Source organism: Methylomonas sp. AM2-LC (assembly GCF_039904985.1).
Taxonomy (GTDB): domain Bacteria; phylum Pseudomonadota; class Gammaproteobacteria; order Methylococcales; family Methylomonadaceae; genus Methylomonas.
In genome coordinates, this window is record NZ_CP157005.1 from 3,350,005 (window position 1) to 3,370,404 (window position 20,400).

At 44.7% G+C, this 20,400-nt stretch carries 15 protein-coding genes and 1 tRNA gene; 4 read left to right on the forward strand and 12 right to left on the reverse strand.

All coding sequences use genetic code 11. From position 1 onward, the window contains the following. Positions 1-55: 55 nt before the first annotated feature. Both epsC and cysK read right to left on the reverse strand, forming a co-directional pair. Positions 56-982, reverse strand: a complete 927-nt coding sequence (gene epsC, locus ABH008_RS14995; protein WP_347986422.1) for a serine O-acetyltransferase EpsC — start codon at positions 980-982, stop codon at positions 56-58. Next, positions 979-1,956, reverse strand: coding sequence for a cysteine synthase A (gene cysK, locus ABH008_RS15000; RefSeq protein ID WP_347986423.1), 978 nt, complete (start codon positions 1,954-1,956; stop codon positions 979-981). Before cysK ends, epsC begins: the two co-directional genes overlap by 4 nt. A gap of 715 nt (positions 1,957-2,671) precedes the next feature. Between cysK and ABH008_RS15005 the strand changes: the two genes are divergently transcribed. The 4 genes from ABH008_RS15005 (at position 2,672) to ABH008_RS15020 (ending at position 4,167) form a co-directional block, all read left to right on the forward strand. Next, a tRNA-Leu gene (locus ABH008_RS15005) sits at positions 2,672-2,758 on the forward strand. A gap of 186 nt (positions 2,759-2,944) precedes the next feature. Beyond that, positions 2,945-3,187, forward strand: a complete 243-nt coding sequence (locus ABH008_RS15010; protein ID WP_347986424.1) for a DUF2281 domain-containing protein — start codon at positions 2,945-2,947, stop codon at positions 3,185-3,187. Next, a complete protein-coding gene (locus ABH008_RS15015; RefSeq protein ID WP_347986425.1) occupies positions 3,187-3,591 on the forward strand; it encodes a type II toxin-antitoxin system VapC family toxin in 405 nt (134 codons plus the stop codon). Before ABH008_RS15010 ends, ABH008_RS15015 begins: the two co-directional genes overlap by 1 nt. A gap of 396 nt (positions 3,592-3,987) precedes the next feature. Beyond that, positions 3,988-4,167 (forward strand): hypothetical protein, encoded by a 180-nt coding sequence (locus tag ABH008_RS15020; protein WP_347986426.1) that lies wholly within the window; start codon positions 3,988-3,990, stop codon positions 4,165-4,167. Between the two features lie 100 nt (positions 4,168-4,267). Here the strand turns inward: ABH008_RS15020 and ABH008_RS15025 are convergent, their stop codons facing one another. The 10 genes from ABH008_RS15025 to glgX form a co-directional block, all read right to left on the reverse strand. After that, a complete protein-coding gene (locus ABH008_RS15025) occupies positions 4,268-6,277 on the reverse strand; it encodes a hypothetical protein (RefSeq protein ID WP_347986427.1) in 2,010 nt (669 codons plus the stop codon). A 674-nt stretch (positions 6,278-6,951) separates the two neighbouring features. Continuing rightward, positions 6,952-8,334 carry an NAD-dependent succinate-semialdehyde dehydrogenase gene (locus ABH008_RS15030; RefSeq protein ID WP_347986428.1) on the reverse strand — a complete coding sequence of 461 codons (1,383 nt, stop codon included), beginning with the start codon at positions 8,332-8,334 and terminating at the stop codon, positions 6,952-6,954. 104 nt (positions 8,335-8,438) lie between these two features. Continuing rightward, the gene (gene gorA, locus ABH008_RS15035) at positions 8,439-9,785 is read right to left on the reverse strand and encodes a glutathione-disulfide reductase (protein WP_347986429.1); all 1,347 of its coding nucleotides are present in this window, start codon (positions 9,783-9,785) and stop codon (positions 8,439-8,441) included. 42 nt (positions 9,786-9,827) lie between these two features. Then, positions 9,828-10,358, reverse strand: coding sequence for a peroxiredoxin (locus ABH008_RS15040; protein WP_347986430.1), 531 nt, complete (start codon positions 10,356-10,358; stop codon positions 9,828-9,830). Between the two features lie 392 nt (positions 10,359-10,750). Further along, entirely contained in the window at positions 10,751-11,008 is a 258-nt protein-coding gene (locus ABH008_RS15045) for a PIN domain-containing protein (RefSeq protein ID WP_347986431.1), read from the reverse strand. Between the two features lie 126 nt (positions 11,009-11,134). Further along, positions 11,135-11,380 (reverse strand): type II toxin-antitoxin system prevent-host-death family antitoxin, encoded by a 246-nt coding sequence (locus ABH008_RS15050; RefSeq protein ID WP_347986432.1) that lies wholly within the window; start codon positions 11,378-11,380, stop codon positions 11,135-11,137. 383 nt (positions 11,381-11,763) lie between these two features. Beyond that, positions 11,764-13,179: a radical SAM protein gene (locus ABH008_RS15055; RefSeq protein WP_347986433.1), complete on the reverse strand. Its 1,416-nt coding sequence runs from the start codon at positions 13,177-13,179 to the stop codon at positions 11,764-11,766. A 276-nt stretch (positions 13,180-13,455) separates the two neighbouring features. Continuing rightward, positions 13,456-16,344, reverse strand: coding sequence for a malto-oligosyltrehalose synthase (gene treY / locus ABH008_RS15060; RefSeq protein ID WP_347986434.1), 2,889 nt, complete (start codon positions 16,342-16,344; stop codon positions 13,456-13,458). Then, entirely contained in the window at positions 16,341-18,167 is a 1,827-nt protein-coding gene (gene treZ, locus ABH008_RS15065) for a malto-oligosyltrehalose trehalohydrolase (RefSeq protein ID WP_347986435.1), read from the reverse strand. The genes treY and treZ overlap by 4 nt, the downstream gene beginning before the upstream one ends. Further along, positions 18,164-20,296, reverse strand: a complete 2,133-nt coding sequence (gene glgX / locus ABH008_RS15070; protein WP_347986436.1) for a glycogen debranching protein GlgX — start codon at positions 20,294-20,296, stop codon at positions 18,164-18,166. The genes treZ and glgX overlap by 4 nt, the downstream gene beginning before the upstream one ends. Between the last annotated feature and the right edge of the window lie 104 nt (positions 20,297-20,400).

The following is a 20,400-nucleotide window of genomic DNA, read 5'->3' on the forward strand; positions in this document are numbered from 1 at the left end:
GTAGTCTGCTGGGTTTGGCAAACAACTTGCCATTGCCCAAAAAAACATAGAAAAACTAAATGCCGCCACCACTTTCAAACATTTCATTTCGCACCTGTGCCTGGCTAATATGGCTACCGGGCGGTACGCTATGGGTCAACCAGACATTACCACCGATGGTAGAACCACAACCAATGGTAATTCGCCCCAATATAGTGGCTCCGGCGTAGATAACCACATCATCTTCTACAATGGGATGTCGGGCATTACCCTTTACTAGCATCCCATTTTCATCTTTAGCAAAACGTTTGGCACCCAGTGTCACGGCCTGATACAACCGTACCCGGCTACCAATGACCGCTGTTTGCCCTATTACCACTCCAGTACCATGATCGATAAAGAAGCTATCGGCTATTTGCGCCCCAGGATGTATATCTATACCGGTAACGGAATGTGCTATTTCGGCAATTACTCTAGCCACCAAAGGCGCACCCAACAAATACAACTGATGAGCAATACGATGGTGAAATATTGCGATAATGCCTGGATAACAAATCAGCACTTCATCGGGGCTGCTAGCCGCTGGATCGCCTTCAAATGCTGCTTGAATATCACTCTCTATCAAAATTCTGATAGCGGGCAAACGCCTAGCAAAGTCGCGGGTAATCTGAGCAGCTTCAACACGCGTATCAGCTACCCTGCCCTGCTGTTCGGCAATAAACTTCAATTCCAAACCAATTTGCTTATCAAGCTGGCGTAACACACCATCCAGGGTTTGACCAACAAAATAATCAATGCCCTCTGCATTTAGATCGGGTAAACCCAAGCGGTTTGGAAATAATGCCGCGCCCAGATTATCAACAATATTACTTAATACCTTGCTAGACGGCAGTTTGGGAGGCTGTTCTTGCCGCTGCCTATTTTCCAGGGATTTATTGCGTAAATTACGCAACTCAGCCACTAAAGCATCTAACCCCCAATGCTTTGTTTCACTCAAACTCATACAGCTACGCCTTGCAAGTCAAACAAGCCTTCGAACAATGCAGAGCTTAAATAGCGTTCGCCAGAATCGGGCAAGATAACCACGATGGTTTTACCCTCATTCTCTGGGCGCTTGGCAACCCGTATCGCCACTGACACAGCCGCTCCACAGGAAATACCAGCCAAGATGCCCTCTTCCTTAGCCAGACGCCGGGCATAACTAATTGCCTCGTCATTGCTTACCAGCTCTATCTGATCCACCAGCGATAAATCCAAAACATCGGGTACAAACCCGGCACCAATCCCCTGTATTTTATGCGGAGCTGGCTTCAATTCCTCACCCGCACGTGCTTGTGTCAACACAGGGCTGGATTCTGGCTCCACAGCGATGGAAACAATGGCTTTGCCTTGCGTTTGCTTGATATAGCGCGAAATACCCGTAATAGTACCGCCCGTACCTACTCCCGATACCAGAATATCTATGGCACCATCGGTATCATTCCAAATTTCTGGCCCAGTGGTTTGAAAATGGATGAGTGGATTAGCCGGATTTTTAAACTGTTGTAATAATACATAGCGGTTTGGATCAGAAGCGGCAATTTCTTCGGCCTTAGCAATAGCGCCTTTCATGCCTTTTGCACCTTCTGTCAACACCAGCTTGGCACCATATGCCACTAACAACTTACGTCGTTCCACACTCATCGTATCGGGCATGGTTAAGGTTAACGGTATTCCACGCGCCGCCGCCACAAACGCCAAGGCAATACCGGTATTGCCACTGGTGGGCTCTATAATTTCTTTACCCTCGCCCAACAAACCACGCTGTTGAGCATCGTTAATCATAGCCGCACCAATGCGGCACTTTACCGAATAGGCTGGATTTCTACCTTCCACTTTTGCCAGTAAGGTGACAGGTGCGCCTTCTGTAATGCGATTAAGGCGAACTAGTGGAGTATTACCTATCGATTGTGAATTATCTGGGAACCAATGAGCCATGTGCATATTCCTTCAAAAAAAAGCCAAAAACCTGCCTCGAGGGCATAATTGGCCTCCGGCAGTCCGGTCAGCATTATGGCAAACTATGTTGCTGGTGTTAAGGTACTTGCTTGTTTAAAAACTGTCAAGATTAAGAATTTAAATAAACCAAGCATTTATTACATAATTAGATAATTAAATCTAAAAATATGATAACTAATGTTGTTTTTTAACATTTAAACTAAGCCGACTATATGTATAACATTGATTTACAATACATATTAAGTTTGTTATATTCATCATATGATATTTACAGATATTCTCTTTAATTATTATCATAATAATTAATTTTTATTTGTTTTTCATATAGTTATACACGAATCTAACATAATCTTATTATTAGGTATTTTTATTGTACAAAGCTCTCAAAATCGCTATTTTTTACTCAATTGCCACCTGATTATTTGTAAAAACATTAAAAATAATATGAGAATTATTCTGCCGTGATTGACTTACCACTACCAATGTCTTCGACGTCTTTTAGAAAAACATCACACGGCGCAGCATTTTAAAGCCCTTTACAGGTAAATTCAGTCAATTCATAAACGACTAAATTGATTAAGAAAACTGTCTGTATACTGACATTTTGTCGGCACTTAAACACCAGAAACAAAAAATCACATTGACAAATTTCTGAAACTTTATAGAATACACGGTTTATCTACTTCGATAGATTGCCTCGGTGGCGAAATAGGTAGACGCACGGGACTTAAAATCCCGCGCCTGAAAGGGCGTACCGGTTCGATTCCGGTCTGAGGCACCATTAAAATCAAGGGCTAAGGTTTTTAATCTTAGCCCTTTTTTTTGCCCGAGGGCTTTATGTGGCATTGATGATTAAATTCACACTGGCACCAACATATCTATTTGTCTATACTGTTTTGGACTTCAATAAGCTTACTAACTTATTTAGTTCTTATGCACTAATTCTTAATTAGCTGAGGAAATAATTATGAACTTGCCTATAACTATTTATCAACACAGCCTAAATCTCTCAGAATCTGCTGCTCGCGAGGCTCTGGACTTTATAGAATTTCTGGAACAACGTTATTCAAATGTTCAGCCACTTTTGAAACAGCAAAACGCCACCGAAATGTTTTTGGCAAAATTGGCTGGCGGGTTAAGTGAAGATTTTCCTGATGTCATTAGCGATAATGACCTAGGATCTGATGCATGTCGCGAGACACTTGACTGATGACATATTTACTCGACACCAATGCTGCCATTGCGTTGTTGAAAGAAAATCCCCAGTTACTAAAACATATCCGTCGCGTCGGCATTACGAAATTACACATCTGTGCGCCAGTCGAAGCCGAATTGTGGTACGGAGTAGCAAAAAGCACTCTACAAGAACAGAATAGGATACGTCTATGCACCTTGTTGGAATGGATACCATGCCTACCCTTTGCTGGCCCAGCAACACAACATTTTGGTGAAATAAGAGCCTATTTGGCCAGCCAAGGTACACCGATCGGACCATATGATTTGCAGATTGCAGCCATTGCTATAGCCAATGGCTATACTCTTGTCACGAATAACACCCGAGAATTTGAACGAGTACCTGGCTTAAAATTGGAGAATTGGATCACACCAACATAAGAGAGTAGTCTCGTATAAACGCGAAAACTCTGTATTCTTGCATTTGCTATGATTAGCAAGCGTAGTTGCGATTAGCGCAAAGTAATAGTGGAAATGTTTAATAGGGTATATTCAAAAGCTTTTCCAAATGGCAACATTGCATTACCTAGATAATTTACATCTATTACGTTTAGCCGCAAGGTTAGACTACACTTATTCCCGCGATTACGCTTCACTAATCGTGGCTACGCGGGCTGAAAGGGCGTACCGGTTCGATTCCGGTCTGAGAACCATTAAAATCAATGGCTTAGATTTTTAACCTCAGCCCTTTTTTATTTCTGTTAAAAAAATATCGTAATTTTGTCGCACGTCAAAAATACAACACCATAAAACAAAGAAGCTTTTTAGCCAGTAGTTATGAAAAAAGACTCCATTGGCAATGTTAAGTTGAAGCTTTTCGGGAAATTTATTCAACTGCGCATAACGGTTCCATCGCAAAACGTTACGCCTATTAGTATCCTGCCTGTCTTACACAAAATCGATAACAAGTTTGTGGAAACCGCAGTTGAGATTTTTGTTGATAAATCGGCGTATTAAGCCGACATCAAAACTTATGTACTATACAAATAGGCGTTTATTCCTAATATTGTTTGCAACCTGACAGTTTCTTAACACTACCTTCCTCAACCTAGGTTTACTAAGTTGGTCGATTGATAAGTGGAGGCAGCTGATATTCCACATTATTACCCGCTATCAGTAAAGTATGCTTTATTGGCTGTCCTTGTTCAAACTGCAACTGGCCAAGATTGCAATCTTCGAATACCCTTTGCTTCCTACCTATGCTGGGCAGAAGCGAATGTTCCAATCGCCACTGACTGGCATAAAAACGCCACCAATTACTTATTGAGGTTTTGGGATTGATCTTTTTTTGAATAGTATTTAAAATTTTTCGCTGCGATACACTGGGCTCATTGCGTAACGAAGAACTGGTTAATTGATAACAATCTAATCTCTTTTTATTGCCGGTATAACCATTGCTGCTGGAATAAAAACCGGAGGTAGTGAATGAATAATGCACATCCCCAGACAGAAACACGCATTTTTCAACATGCATTTTATGCAACAAGGTATCCATAAAATCAGTAAAGCCTGCCAGGTTTGCCGTCCAGGCTTCAGCATCCAGAAAATCCACTGCCCACTCCATAACCAGCCCCTGTTTGTTAAAGGCTGTTTCTAAAGCACGAATCCATGGTAAATTTTCGACATAACCTATAATTAGTAAGATTACTTGAACTAAACGTTCTAGTGGCGAAAACCCCATTACAGGTGTTGTAGCAATCAATATTGGATAATCGATATTAGTACCCGCTTCGCTGGCAGTATTCTTCAGCTTTGACCATTCGACACGTAGCCAGTCAAGTGCGTACCGATCTAACAAGTGTACCGGATAATAAGGGTTGTCGGGTTGTCGTTGCGTTCTGGAATCCATGGCAATAATCGGCGGTATTGTCGCAATAGAAAATCCCCAACCGCGGTGTTTCCAAGTCATTAAGTCGTAGCGTTCTTCATCAACCGGATCGGAACTGATTCGATTAAAATGCGAAGTTACGGCTTGGATCATATCGGCATCGAAATTATCTGGATCGTTACCCCATCCTTGGAAAGCCCAGTAAGAGGCTAAAGCATTGGATACCATGCGTCGGCCCAGCTGCGAAGTACGAACTTTATCATACCAGTGACCCGTTATATTCCAGTCGTCGGTCACATCGTGATCGTCGAAGATCATATAGGTTGGTATGTTGGCTAATAGACGGCGTATTTTCCATAAGGTTTCACCGAATTTAACCACCGATTTAGTATAATTCTGGTAATCCTGAATTTTGTCTTCTGGAATCTGAATATGTTTGTCTTTAATGGCTTCCCAATTCGGCGGTGTTTGCCAGGTTTGTGCGTTGCCGAATACAAACAAATACATGGCGGCAAATTCGCCAAAAGTCAGCAAATGATTGCCTGCTTCATCAGAGCTTAAACCCGATTGATGTTGTTTTAAAACTTCGGCACGTCCGCCTAATTTTATTTCGTTAATCGGGTTGAGAGGCGGTTGCGTATAATCAGAAGGCAAAATTTCGCTGGAACCGGTTAAATAAAGCGCTTTTTCACGTAACACGTCCAATAAAGAGGCTTCCACATCATCGGCATAGATTTGATCGCCCGTTAACAATAGCAAATCTGGTCGTTGGGTAAGATCGGAATGATGCTGTTCTAACAGCCCGTCAGCAATCGCCAAGGCATCTTCACCAGCGTCACCATGCGGTTTACGGCAACTGCCGTGTAGTATCGAATGCAAAGTTGAGGGAACATGAAAAATAGGATATTCAAGTCCCTCGTAAGTTAGTTTTGCGGCTTTAAAGTCTAGCTCTTTGCCCTGACTATCCAATATGCGATAGTGGCATAGCGTATTGATGGGAAAAACGTTATTCCCATTACTAGGGTAGGCTTGCAATAAGTAAACATAAAGACGCTGACCGAGCTTGAATCGGCTGACTAACAGCTCATCAGCTTGACTAACACCTAACCGTTTATTTTGATTGTTTGCCTCTAGAATCTCCAAAACCAGTTCTTGTTCACTATCCATTGCCAACCAAACGCAAATACGGTTTTGTGTGGTACGCCGTAATATAGGGCCTGCCAAAATAGAAGTTATCATGTGTATCCCCTTAAAATTACCTTTTTACCAAAACCCTGATTGTTTACCTCTAAGGACAAAGGAACAAAAACATAACCTTAGGTAACAGCATGGTGGGGCTTTATTTTGCTGATTGCGGATTTAGGCAAAGTAATATGACTAGTATTTTTTCCGTATCGCTTAATTGCAATAATTTAAACAGACACTCAGGCTTAATGATAGGTAAGATAAAATAATAAGTAAAGTCACATTTCATGCTTCACTGGTAAATCGCCAACTTGCGCGGTAAGAAGTAGTGGTGTTAGTGTCGGAACTATCGACTAATGGTTATCCACTCAAATAGAGGTGTATCAACGAATGCCGCTAAAGATTAACGCCATAAAAATCGAAACTCACCATCCCGTTTCCAGATTATTGGAATGGTCTAATAAAGCGGGACACTTTTAAAGACAGATTTATGCCACTTTCGTGTTTAGATGCATAAAATAACAGTTTATGCATCATAAATATCTATAATATGAGTTATATAAATCGTCTTTATGACTCAGGAAATGGTTTGACTGCTAAGAAACGTGGTTATTTCAAAGCCTTCGCTGGGTTGCACGTTGTTCAACCCAGCTCTAGTATTTTTTGCGTATCGGTTAATTGTCAAACTGCACTGTCAGAGTTTGTAGTATTCATATCAGAATAGTCCATCATATCTGAGCATCAATCGAAGCAACACGCACCAGCTTTTTGTTTACAAACTCCTGAATACCTACACTTGATAGTTCGCGCCCGTAGCCGGAATTTTTGATACCGCCAAAAGGTAAGTCCGGCGTTGTCCAGGTGGGCTGATTGATAAACATCATGCCAGTTTCAACACGCGAGGCCACGCGTTTGCCGCGAGCAACATCACGCGTAAAAACAGACCCCCCCAAGCCAAAATCAGAATCATTGGCCAGTGCCACCGCCGCATCTTCATCCTTAACCACAAAGAACAACGCAACGGGTCCAAAAAATTCCTCGCGGTAGGCAGGATTGTCAGATTTAATATCAGTAATAATGGTTGGTTGCATGAATGAGCCCGGCCTATCCATGCGGTTACCACCCAAAATAACTTTAGCGCCTTTGTTGACGGCATTTTTGATCTGTTCTAGCAGTAATATTAGAGCATCTTCAGTAGATAAAGGCGCTAGGGTTGTTGACATATCTAATGGATCGCCCGCTTTAAGAACCGCTAGCGCATTCGTAAATTTCTCTAAAAATTGATCCGCCAAAGCTTCGACGACGATAAAACGCTTAGCCGCGATACAACATTGGCCAGTATTATTCATCTTGGCCCAAACTGCCCAAGTGACGGTTTTGTCGAGGTCGGCATCTTCAAGCACGATAAAGGCATCACTACCCCCTAACTCCATGGTGGTTTTTTTCAGGTTTTGGCCTGCTCTAGCAGCAACGCTTTTTCCTGCACCGGCACTGCCGGTCAACGCTACACCCTTTATACGCGGATCATCGATAACACGATTGACCTGGTCGTGTGAAATAAGTAGATTGGTATAGGCACCCACTGGCGCTCCCGCTTCGATCCATAATTTTTCAAAGGCGATAGCACATTGTGGTACGCATCCCGCGTGTTTTACCATAACCACATTACCCGCCATTAAATTCGGCGCAGCAAAACGGGCCAGTTGATAATAGGGAAAGTTCCAAGGTTGCACACCGAACAGCACACCTAACGGACTGCTTTCGATCATAGCCTCCCCCATTACCTCCTCTAAATGTTGAGGTGCAAGAAAAGTTTCGGCGTTTTGGGCGTAGTAATCGATAATATCCGCACTCAGCGCTACTTCTCCACGGGCTTCGTCGATAAGCTTACCCATCTCCAAGGTGACCAGACGGGCCAATTCGTCGCTACGCTCGCGCATTATGGCAGCAGCTTTGCCAGCAATGGCAGATCGTTCTGCGAAACTAGTGTCTTTCCAAGTCTTATAACAGTGCGTAGCGATTTCTAGCGCAGTATCCAGTTGCTTGTCGCTTAGTTCTGCAAACGTCATCATTAGTTTACCATCATAGGGATTAATACTCTGATAGGTCATAGCTATGCTCCTGGATAAAAAGGTTTGCGGATGCGGTATAATTTACTCATCCTGGGTTGTTGGGTTTCAATGTTGACAATATGAACATTGCTTTTACTCTGTAATTATTTATGCAGAGTAACAAATTCTTCCGCAGAGGTAGGGTGTATGCCGATAGTCGAATCGAAAATTGCCTTAGTTGCACCTGCACGTATGGCAACGGCCATACCTTGGATGATTTCAGCGGCATTGGCACCGACCATGTGTATGCCGACTACCCGGTCAGTACTGCGCACCACAATCATTTTCATCAGGGTTTTTTCATCCAAACCTGATAGCGTATTTTTAAGTGGGGTAAATCGGGTTTGATAAATGTCAATGTCGTTGTATAGTTCACGCGCTCGCGCTTCGGTTAAACCAACACAACTAATATTGGGGTCACAAAAAATAGCAGTCGGAATATTGTCGTAATCCATTGCTCTTGGCGGTTTGCTGTATAAGTTATTGACCAGAGCAACGCCTTCTGCAATTGCAACTGGCGTGAGATTAACCCGATCAGTGACATCGCCTAGCGCATAAATTGAGGGAATATTGGTTTGATAGTCACTGTTAACCTTAATAGCACCCTCGCTATTCAATGCAACATTTAGTAATTCCAAACCTAAACCGCTGGAATTTGGCGTTCTGCCTGTGGCATACATCACCAAATCGGTTTCTATTTTGCTGCTATCGAACAATCTAACCGAAAAGCCATCGCGTGGTGAAGTTTCTATGCCAACAATTTCGGTATTAAAGCGAATGTTAATACCTTTTTTGAGCATTTCTTCTGCCAAAAAATCTCGAATATCCTCATCAAAACCTTCCAACACTTTGTGTCTGCGAACACAAAGGGTAACTTCCACACCCAAGCCATTTAGAATGCTGGCAAATTCCATAGCAATGTAGCCGCCACCTACAATAATGATACGCTTGGGCAATTCCTCAAGAAAAAACATATCGTTGGAGGTAACGATATGTTGATTGCCGGGTATGTCAGGAACAAACGGCCAGCCGCCAGTGGCAATCAATATACGCTCTGCACTGTATTGAGAACCAGCGACCATGACTGTGTGCTCATTAAGCAATGTTGCCTTACCACTAATAACATTCGCGCCCGATTTTTGCAATCGAGTACGATAAACGGCGTGTAAATGCTCTACTTCAGCATTTTTGTTGGCGATCAAACGTGGCCAGTTGAAAGTTGATTCGCCAACCGTCCAGCCAAAACCCTTAGCCGCCTCAAATTCATCACTGAACTGGGAGGCATATACCAACAGCTTTTTAGGCACACAACCCAGATTGACACAAGTGCCACCTAAATTACGTTCTTCTGCGATGGCTACCCTAACGCCTTGCGTTGCGGCCTGATTGGCTACGCGTACACCACCTGATCCTGCACCCACTATAAACAAATCATAATCATATTGAGTCATTTGCATATCTCTTAAAAATAATAGTGATCAAGCAAAAACTGCTTACTTTTTGTTTTGTTTCAAGTAATTTAGCATAGTATCCGCATCGCTGACGGTAAAGGGATCATCCGGGCAGTTATCTACTTTGCCGGGTTCGCTAAATAATTTAATGATGACTTTATTCTCCACAAGCATTGAATAACGCCAAGATCGACTACCAAAACCCACATTTTCTTTTTTTACCAACATGCCTAACGCACGCGTAAAGTCGGCATTACCATCTGGCAACATTTTTACATTAGTAATGCTCAAATGCTTACCCCACTGATACATAACAAAGGCATCATTAACACTCAGGCAATACACTTCATCGATGCCTAACTCGATTAGTTCTCGATATTTACTTACAAAGCCCGGCAAATGTTTGCTTGAACAGGTAGGTGTATAAGCACCGGGAAGACCTAGTACGATGATTTTTTTATGTTTAAAAATATCATCGCTGCTGACATCCTGCCAACGAAAGGGGTTTTCACCACCGATACTTTCGTCACGAACGCGGGTTTTAAAAATGACATCAGGGATAGTGGATAGCATAATGCAACTCCTTAATATATAAACGAACAACGCTGAATTATCTTTTAAATCAGATAACTGATTGTTTGTTTATAGTATTGAAAACATTGAGTCTGGTCGGTACGTTGTCACACATTAGCTATAACAATTTGGTAGACAAACACTAACGGTAACTTGGAAAAACCTGGCTTTTGCGCTTCGACGGGCTCAGCACAAATGGTAAATTATTGATATATAAATACCACCGTTCGCCCTGAGCTTGTCGAAGGGTGGTTTTTCGAAGTCCCCTAACGTGTGTTGCTTTGCTATGCGTTGTGTTTAGAGATTATGGTTTGCGTTTGCGCTATTTTTTTAAACGCCGGAGCTAAACCAGCCAAACTACTTTAGCAGGTTTAGCTAACGATAAAAGAGCATTACCAAATACATTGTAATCCAGGTGTGCTCCGAAGCTTTTCATCAGCAGTGATCAACTGGGTACGATGAGCTAATGTAGTGGCGGCAATAATTCGGTCTGCTGGGTCTCCATGAACAAAAATTGAGCTTTGCGATATCTCTGCAATTTCTGATGTAATGGGTAAAACGGTAATGCTCATGGCAGTTAAAATATCGTTAAGATATGCACTGGACGAAATGCCTGCATAGTTGTTGATTCTTCCTCGCGAATAAAGCATGGCTATTTCCCAAAGGCTGATGTCTGAACGGCAAGTGATCCTGTTTCAATTCCTAAATTAAGCGCAACGTTAGCTTTAGGTGAAAGCCGACTCGGTTCATCTGCCCAAAACAATACAATATGGGTATCACAGATTGTTAGCATCGCCCGTCCATTCTTCGTTGCAAGAAGCAAGGATGTCGCCAATGATCATTTTTCCACGTAGTGCTGCCAATCGTTTGAGGGCTGCATCACGCTCTGTTTCATTATTATCGGGCACAATGCGGGCAATAGTTTTTCCGTGCAGGGTAATAGCGATTTCTTCGCCTTGTTGAACTTGCTTTAGATAATCGGGCAAATGTTGGCGTAATTCTGTGACATTAACAGAGTTCATGTTGATTCCAGAAATGTACATAAGTTATGTACATTTTAGGCTTTCGTCTTAAATCGTGCAGACTATATTTTTGAAATATTGATGGCTAAAAATTTATAGCACAACAAATTTTGATTTATCTCCTACACAACTGATGAAAATCCTTGTGGTAATTTCTGGGTAACTCAATATGGATCAATACAGATAGCAACGGCAAGATCACGGATAAAATAGTTAAATAAAAACAATTTGTTACAAATTCACTACCGCACTTTTAATGCGATGGTCGCTCGAATCGCACCAACCCACCAATTTAAGTCATTAAACTGGAAGACCATTCAACTAGATTGCACATCGACCGCTTCGTGGTATTGACTCAGAGTTTATAAAGAATTTTCTCTGAACTACCCAATCTCAGTGGCTGACATCACTAATTCCCGCCATGCTGCCTTTTGCGGGATCAGCGGCGGAATGGCGACAAATTCGGGTTCGGGCGTCGGTTTGGCGATGAGTTGCTCGCGATCACGGGTTACTACACCACCTTTGCGGAAAAATGCGTTGTAGATAGTCCAGTTTGCCGGGTTGCGGGAACCATCCCAAGGAAAACGGCGTAACATTGATGACGCTGAATAAAACCCATCATAAGTATTCAAATAACCACGATAAAACTCATCAGCTGATAACCCCGCAGGTTTAAAAACGATATGCGATTGATCGTATTTATCCCAGTCGAAAGAGACAATCTGTTTGCGTTGCAACATCTCGAACCAGTTGATGGTACCGGGATAGGGTGTTAACAAAGAATAGCCACACATATCGAACTTGGCCTCTATGTTGAATTTCAATGTATCGTCGAAAACGGACGGCTCGTCCCCTTCAAAGCCGAACATAAACAAACCTAGCACCATAATGCCGTATCGGTGCAGCTTTTCGACCAAATTGCCGTATGTATCCGGATCGTTCTGACACTTATGGACATTACGTAGCGTTTGTTTAGAGATAGACTCAAAACCTATGGACAGCATAAAACAGCCACTTTCAGCCGCCAATTCCAACAATCGCTCATCATGCGCATCTCGACTGTTAACCGCTGCCTGCCATTTCAACCCGCGCCCCTTAAAAGCTTGCATGACTTCCATGGCCCGTTTAGGGGTTCCGAAAAAATCTGCATCGTTGAGCAAGATCACGCGCTCCTCAATGTGTTCAATCTCTCTAATGATATCTTCGATGGGCCGATAGCGAAAACGCAGGCCATACATGGTAGGTTCGGCGCAAAAGGTACAACCGTGATGGCAACCGCGCGAAGTTTGTACAAAGCCTTTATTGATATAACGATTACTCTTCAATAACCCTTGCCTTGGTATCGGCAGGTCGATCATTGAATGCAGGTTTTCGGCCTTATAAATACCCTGTAATCGACCATGACTCAGATCGTCAAGCACTTTGTCCATGACCAGTTCGGCTTCACCAACCAGCACCGCATCTGCATGCTTTAACGCCTCCTGCGGCAAGTAGCTGACATGCACGCCGCCCATAATGACAGGAACGCCACGAGCTCGAAAAGCATCAGCAACCTCATAACCGCGTTGCACATAGGAGGTCATAGCCGAAATGCCGACCATATCAACATTTAAGTCGAAATCAATGGGTTCTATGTTTTCATCTGTGAGAATAATTTCATAGTCATCCTCCGGAATCAGCGCAGCCACGGCAAGTAGCCCAGCGACCGGGGAATACAGCGCCTTACCGAAAAATAAAGGCCGAGTTGCAAACGTGTCGGCTTTTGGGTTAATTAAATGGATGCGTCGGGTTCTAGCCATGGATACACCTTTTATATATTAAAATCCTGCAACTCCGCGCCTCCGGTCACGTTCAACAACCTTATTTAATGTTGCGCGTAACCAAACAAAGTTAGCTCATGATCTCGCATCACTTTTTTTAAAACCAAGCGAATGGCTGAGGAATTGAATTTTTACAGTTAACTAAAACCTTTTTATCAATTTCATATCTGTTTTGATCTGCGATTGTTAAGCTTATCCATTACCCCAAAGCGGGTCTGTACGCTACAACACATATGAGCAATGAGTTGATATTCATTACTCAACAACAATCAGCCCTACCGGAAATTCTGCCAACACTTGTGAAATCGACAGTCGCCAGCCTGACGATTGTTTATTAAGCTCCAGCACTTTCCCGGTAAAAACGCAGCTATAGTGCTGATCGAGCTGATGAAATGGCAGTTCCACTAGCGTATTTCCCCAAATCTTTTCCCCTAGCGGCAACTGTTCGGTTTTTCCCAGTAGTGCAACGAAGAAGCGTGGCGCAATGGTGATGACCATGCGTTTGCCAGCTATACGAGCATAAGCGAACAGATGCGTGGATTGCTCGCCCCTGACAGCCAAGGGCAAATAACTTCCTTGCTGAAACACTTCCGGCCATTTTTTCCGCAAGCCTAAGGCGGAACTCACTAGCAGCATTTTCGCCCAGCCATCCTCCAAAGTATCGCATAATGCTCTTACGCCTATCATGCGTTGTTTCGAGTTCTGTGCAGTGAGGGTCTGTAATGCCATCAGCATGTTGCGTCGACAATCAAAATCTACTGGTCGTCGATTGTCCGGATCCACCAAACAGAAATTCCACAGTTCGCAACCTTGATAAATATCCGGCACCCCAGGCGCAGTCAGTTTGATCAAAGTCTGTGACAAGCTGTTCAACAAACCCAACCCAGCAATCCGCCGTTGAAATGGTTTAAAATCCGTCATAAAAGCGCTTTCGCTCGGCGCATTGATCAGGGCATCGCTGAAAGCAGTCACCGCCTGTTCATAAGCCGTATTAGGATTAACCCAACTGGTATGCACCTTGGCTTCGCGTAACGCCTTAATCAGATATTCTCGCAGCCGAGAACTAAGCTCTGCCAATGCATTACTGTCCGGCTCAGTCAATGGCCATATACCCAACAACGTCTGATAGACGAAATACTCATCGTTGCGGGTGGGTGTCAGCAATCCATCGACTAGCTGTTTAAGATTTTGGTTGGCCCGGCTCCAATGCCTTAGCGCCAAGCGCCACACAGCAGGTAGTTCCGACAACACATTCAGGCGGGCGCGGACATCCTCTCCACGTTTGGTATCGTGCGTGGAAGTCGCCAACATAGAATGCGGACTAAGCTCTGCTCGAACTTGATTGGCGTGATGAAATGCGCGGCGGATTACTCCGAAACGACGCGGATCGCCACCAACCTCATTCAGCGAAAGCAATCGGTGGTAGATATAGTCGCTAGTATCTTCCAGACCTTTTGCCATCACCGGACTGGTTAATTGCTGGAATTTCATGGCGAAAACCATTACCTGCTCAGTATAAGCGGATGCTTGCCCGTTTGCTGCGGCCAGCGTCAATACCTGAAACAGAAAATCAAAAATACTAGTATCCGCCGTCGTGCTATAGCGTTTAGCTGCTGCGACCGCTTTTTTAATATTACTTCGGTCTTCCGCCACTATTTCTTGTGTGCTAATGTAACTCCGATAAACTGGAAAGCAGGCAACTAATTCCATCAAGGCCGAACGCAAACCGTTCAGGGTATAATCGCAAGTATTGCGGTTGGCTTCGGCAATTCGGGATAATTGGTTTGCCAATACATTCAATTCTGCCGACAGCGCTGTCTTCATAATCAGTTTTTTGGAACGATAGAGAAGATCGTCAAAATCGATATGCTCTCCGATAAAACTATAATATAGCCGCTGCATATGTTTGGCAGCACCGGTATCCACAAACAAACCATTAAGTTGATTTGTGAATTCGTAGCCCGTAGTACCCTGCACTGGCCAGCTGCGGCGTAAGTCTTCGTGTATCCCTAAGATTTTTTCTACTATCAAATACGGTGCATGTCCTACCAGGCGACATTGCTCGACCAGCTTGCAAAAATAGGCTTCAGGGTCGTACAAACCATCCGGATGATCCAGACGCAGGCCATCTAATTTACCTTCCTTAACCAACCGCAACACTAATTGATGGGTTGCGTCGAAAACTGCGTCGTTCTCCATGCGCAACCCGGCTAGATCGTTAATATCGAAAAAGCGCCGATAATTAATCTCGTCTGAGGCGACTCGCCAAAAAGCCAGTCGGTAGGCTTGGTTCTCAATTAACTGATGTAACAGATCGAAACTGGCCGCTTTACCGACTTGTCCATTAAAAATAGCCAGGTTCTCATTAATAAACCCGGCTATTTCGACAGAATTGACGACCAGACCAGCCAGATGCCGCTTATGTACTTCCTTGTCGCGTCGCCGCTCCAGCTGACGTTCTGGCGAGGTATCATCGCGAGAAGGCAGATTTTGGAAACCGGTAACCAAACTCTGGTATTCCATCAGTAATGGATTGTCCTCACCCAATTGTCTACTAAAGTCAGCCATGCGATGCTGTAAAATTTGAGGATACTCGCGAGGGTCTAGCGGGAAATGATGCTCATAGTAATAGATGGCGAGTTCACCGAGTTCTGCATTAAAACGCAATTGCAATTCAGCATTTTCCAGCACAGCTCCATAATGGTTAGCCAACACTGGCAACAGCACCTTGCCAAACAATTTTGCCTTAATCGGCGCCCAATCGATATCGAAAAACTCCGCATGTACGGCTGTCTGACCGTTTTCCAGCACATCCAACCACCATGCATTATCTCCGGCCTGCACACCCATATGGTTGGGTACTATATCCAAAACCTGCCCCAGGTTATGTTGCGCCAAGGTTTTGCATAACAACTCGAAGTCCTGGTCTGTGCCGATTTCGGGATTCAATGCATTGTGATCGATAATGTCATAACCGTGCCGACTGCCGGGTCGCGCCTTGAGATAAGGTGAGGCGTACAAGTGCGAGATACCAAGTGCGCTCAAGTAGTCTACAATTTCACATGCCTGATTGAAAGTAAAGTCGCTGTTAAACTGCAGACGATAAGTGCACAAGGGAATACGCATTTTTGGCATTTGCTTCATAACTGAAGTTCATCAAGGAACCATGCCACACACCAAGCCGGCATGCAACCCGTGGTCAACGATTCCAGTAAATCCGCCTGACTAATATAAAAGGCACTACCTACAACAAGAAAATTGGTTATAACAGGGTCATTACCCATATTTGCCAGCAAGATCAAGCGACTACCATCGCTTAAACGCCAGCACACTCGCATACCCGCTTGTCCCAGCAATTCGAATTCGCCACTTCCACCCTGCTCCGGCAATCGGGGTGTAATATAGGCGTGACGTAGCGCCAGCAAACGCCGATAGTAATCCAGGCTAGCCTGATGCTGCGGTAATTCCAGGCAAGACCAATGCAACTTGCTATGTAAAAATGTTGCCGGATCGTTGGGGTCTGGAATGTTAGCCTGCGCAGCAGGGTCTGCAAAAGCAGCGAAACCGGCAAATTCTCGACGTCGCCCTTCGGTAACTGCGACAGCCAGTTCGCCATGAAAATCGCAGAAAAACTGGAAGGGCGTGATTGCGGCAAATTCCTCCCCCATAAACAGTAAGGGTGGCGAAGGCGCTAACAGCAGCATCGCCAACCCGGCTTGCAGCCGTTGTTGTGGTGCCAACATACCGATACGTTCGCCCAATGCGCGGTTGCCTATCTGATCGTGTGTCTGACTAAAATTGATGAAAGCGCCCAATGTTTGGCCTCGGCTAGGTTCGCCCCGCAACCGGCCATTGCGAAAAGCCGAGGGCTGCCCCTGAAAAGCAAAGCCTTGGGCCAGACATCGCGCCAGATGCAAAATGGGATGATCAGCGTAATCGGCGTAATAGCCGTCGTCTTCGCCACTCAGCAGTAGATGCAAGGCATGATGAATATCATCGTTCCACTGTGCGCTAAAACCGCCGGTCTGCAAATAATGCACTTCGTTGTTATCGTTCTCTAGTATCAAATGTATTTGCCGGTTGCGGCCCAGCTCGACCTGTATTGCAGCCGCCAACTCCTCCAGAATATTAGGGCGACTATCATCAACTATGGCATGTACTGCATCAAAGCGTAGGCCGTCGAAATGATATTCTTCAAGCCAATACAGCGCATTATGTATGTAAAAATTACGTACTATGCTGCTGCCATCACCATCAAAATTGATAGCAGCTCCCCAAGGCGTATGATGCTGTTCGTTAAAAAATTGCGGTGCATAATGATGCAGATAATTGCCTTCTGGCCCAAAGTGGTTGTAAACCACATCCAATAACACCATTAAGCCGCGCTCATGAGCCGCTTGCACCAGCATCTTCAATTCGTCCGGCGAACCGTAACTACTGTCCGGAGCAAACAGTAATACACCGTCATAACCCCAATTGCATTTACCCGAAAAATCCGCTACCGGCATCAGTTCAATAGCAGTTACACCTAAATCGACCAGATAATCGAGACGCTGTAAAGCGGCTGTAAAACTACCTTCGGCAGTGAAAGCACCCAAATGCAACTCATAGATGACCGCTTCAGCCCAGGGGCGACCACGCCAGTCAGTATCCAGCCAATTAAAATTGGCGGGGTCGATTACTTGACTGGCGCCTTGCACATCATAAGGGTTAGCGCGCGAAGCCGGATCCGGCACACGCAAGTTGCCATCTATGCAATAGCGATAAAGCATACCCGGCGTTGCCTGTGAAGTTTCGAGCTGAAACCAACCTTCCGCCAGCGGCTGCATCGGCAATTGAATGTCTTCATGTCCCAGATTTTCCAGACACAAATCTACATTAAGTGCCGCAGGTGCCCACAACCGGAAACGCACCCTACCGTCAACAAGTATTACGGCTCCAAATGGCATGTCATGTATGCGTTTCATATTGGCTGCGCCTGTTTTAACAGCACCAGTGCCCGACCGCTCAATGGATAAGTTTGCCCGGCCTGATAACGTGTAATTTCTGCAGCACCGTTGGCGTTTTTGGTGTCGAGCAGCACGTCCCAGTTATGATGTGCCTCGTATTCCGGCAACCTGAAAGCGACATCTTCATGATCCGCATTGAGCAGTAATAATAGATTATCGTCCTTTAAACGCTTTCCTCGTTCGTCGGTTTCGATCATTTTGCCGCCTGCGAAGTAAACACCCAAACAACGTGAAAACGCCTGATTCCAATCTTCATCGCTAATTTCAGCTCCATCTGCATTCAGCCAAATAATATCTTTGACTTCGCCGCCACGTATGGGGCGTCCCTTAAAAAAATAGTTTCGGTGGAACAAAGGATGGGCTTTGCGCAAGCCGATGACACGCTGGGTAAACTCCAAAGATTCTCTATCCTGTTGCTTGAGTTCCCATGTCAACCAACTGATAGGGTTGTCCTGACAATAAGCGTTGTTATTACCCTGCTGGCTACGCCCCATTTCATCTCCGGCCACTAGCATCGGCGCTCCCTGCGATAATAACAGGGTCGCAAGCAAATTACGTTTCTGACGGGCGCGCAGCACATTAATTGCCGGATCATCGCTTTCTCCTTCTGCACCGCAATTCCAGGAAAGATTATTATCGTTCCCATCACGGTTTTCTTCCTGATTAGCCTCGTTATGCTTAACGTCGTAACTGACCAGGTCATGCAAGGTAAAACCGTCATGAGCGCAGATAAAATTAATGCTGGAATGTGGCTTGCGGCCAGTGTGTTCATATAGATCGCTAGAACCAGTCAAGCGTTGCGCCATCTCGCCAAGCGAACCGCCATCACCCTTCCAATAAGCACGAATACTATCGCGATATTTATCATTCCATTCCGACCAGCCCAATGGAAAATTTCCAACTTGATAGCCACCTTCACCCAAATCCCAAGGTTCGGCAATCAGCTTAATGGTGCTCAACACCGGATCTTGATGGATGGTATCGAAAAAGGTACCCAGTTGATTGACTTCGTGCAACTCTCTGGCCAACGCAGAAGCCAAATCGAAACGGAAGCCGTCCACATGCATGTCCAGCACCCAATAGCGCAGGCTATCCATAATCAATTGCAATACACAGAAATGCTGCATATCGAGCGTATTGCCACAGCCGGTGTAATCCTTGTAATAACGTTTATCATCATCCGCCAGACGATAATAAGACGCATTATCCAGACCGCGAAAAGAGAAAGTTGGACCCAGCTGATTTCCCTCGGCAGTGTGGTTGTACACCACATCCAGAATGACCTCTATACCCGCCTTGTGCAGAGTTTTGACCATGGTTTTAAACTCGCTGATCTGGCCACTGGCCGAATAGCGGGAATCGGGCGCAAAAAAGCCTATCGAGTTATAGCCCCAATAATTGCGCAAACTGCGTTCAACCAGGTGACGATCATCGATGAATGCATGCACCGGCATCAGTTCCACCGTGGTTATACCTAGTCGTTTGAGATGTTCGATAACGGGATCCATCGCCAATCCTGCGTAGGTGCCGCGAAATTGAGACGGTATTTCAGGATGTTGCATGGTAAAGCCTTTAACATGCACTTCATAGATCACCATATCTTGCCAGTGAATATCGGGTGATCGATCATTTCCCCAATTAAAGGCCTGATCGACCACCCGGCATTTCGGCATGTAGTTGGCATTGTCACGACGATTAAATGACAAATCGGCATCCTTGCTGCCTATGCTATATCCGAAATGAGCATCGCTCCAGCGAGGCGTTCCCACTATATCTTTCGCATAAGGTTCTATCAGCAACTTGTGCGGATTGAAGCGATGTCCCTCCTGCGGACGGTAAGGCCCGTGTACTCTAAGACCATAAAGCAAGCCAGGACGGGCCTCGGGCAAATAACAGTGCCAGACCAGACTAGTACGCTCTTTCAATTCGATACGCTGCACTTCGCTATGCCCTTTGGCGTCAAATACGCATAATTCAACTTTTTCGGCATGCTCAGAAAAAACAGCGAAATTCACGCCTTCACCATCCCAATAGGCACCGCGTGGATAGGGTCTTCCCGGCCAAACAGCCGTTATTATTGTAGTCATGTTTAATCCTCCTCTGTCTGCATGATAGTTAGCATTGGCTACTCACTTAAGCCTGAACATGTCCAAGGTTTAACCTTAATCAGCCTCATCAATAGCTAAGCTTT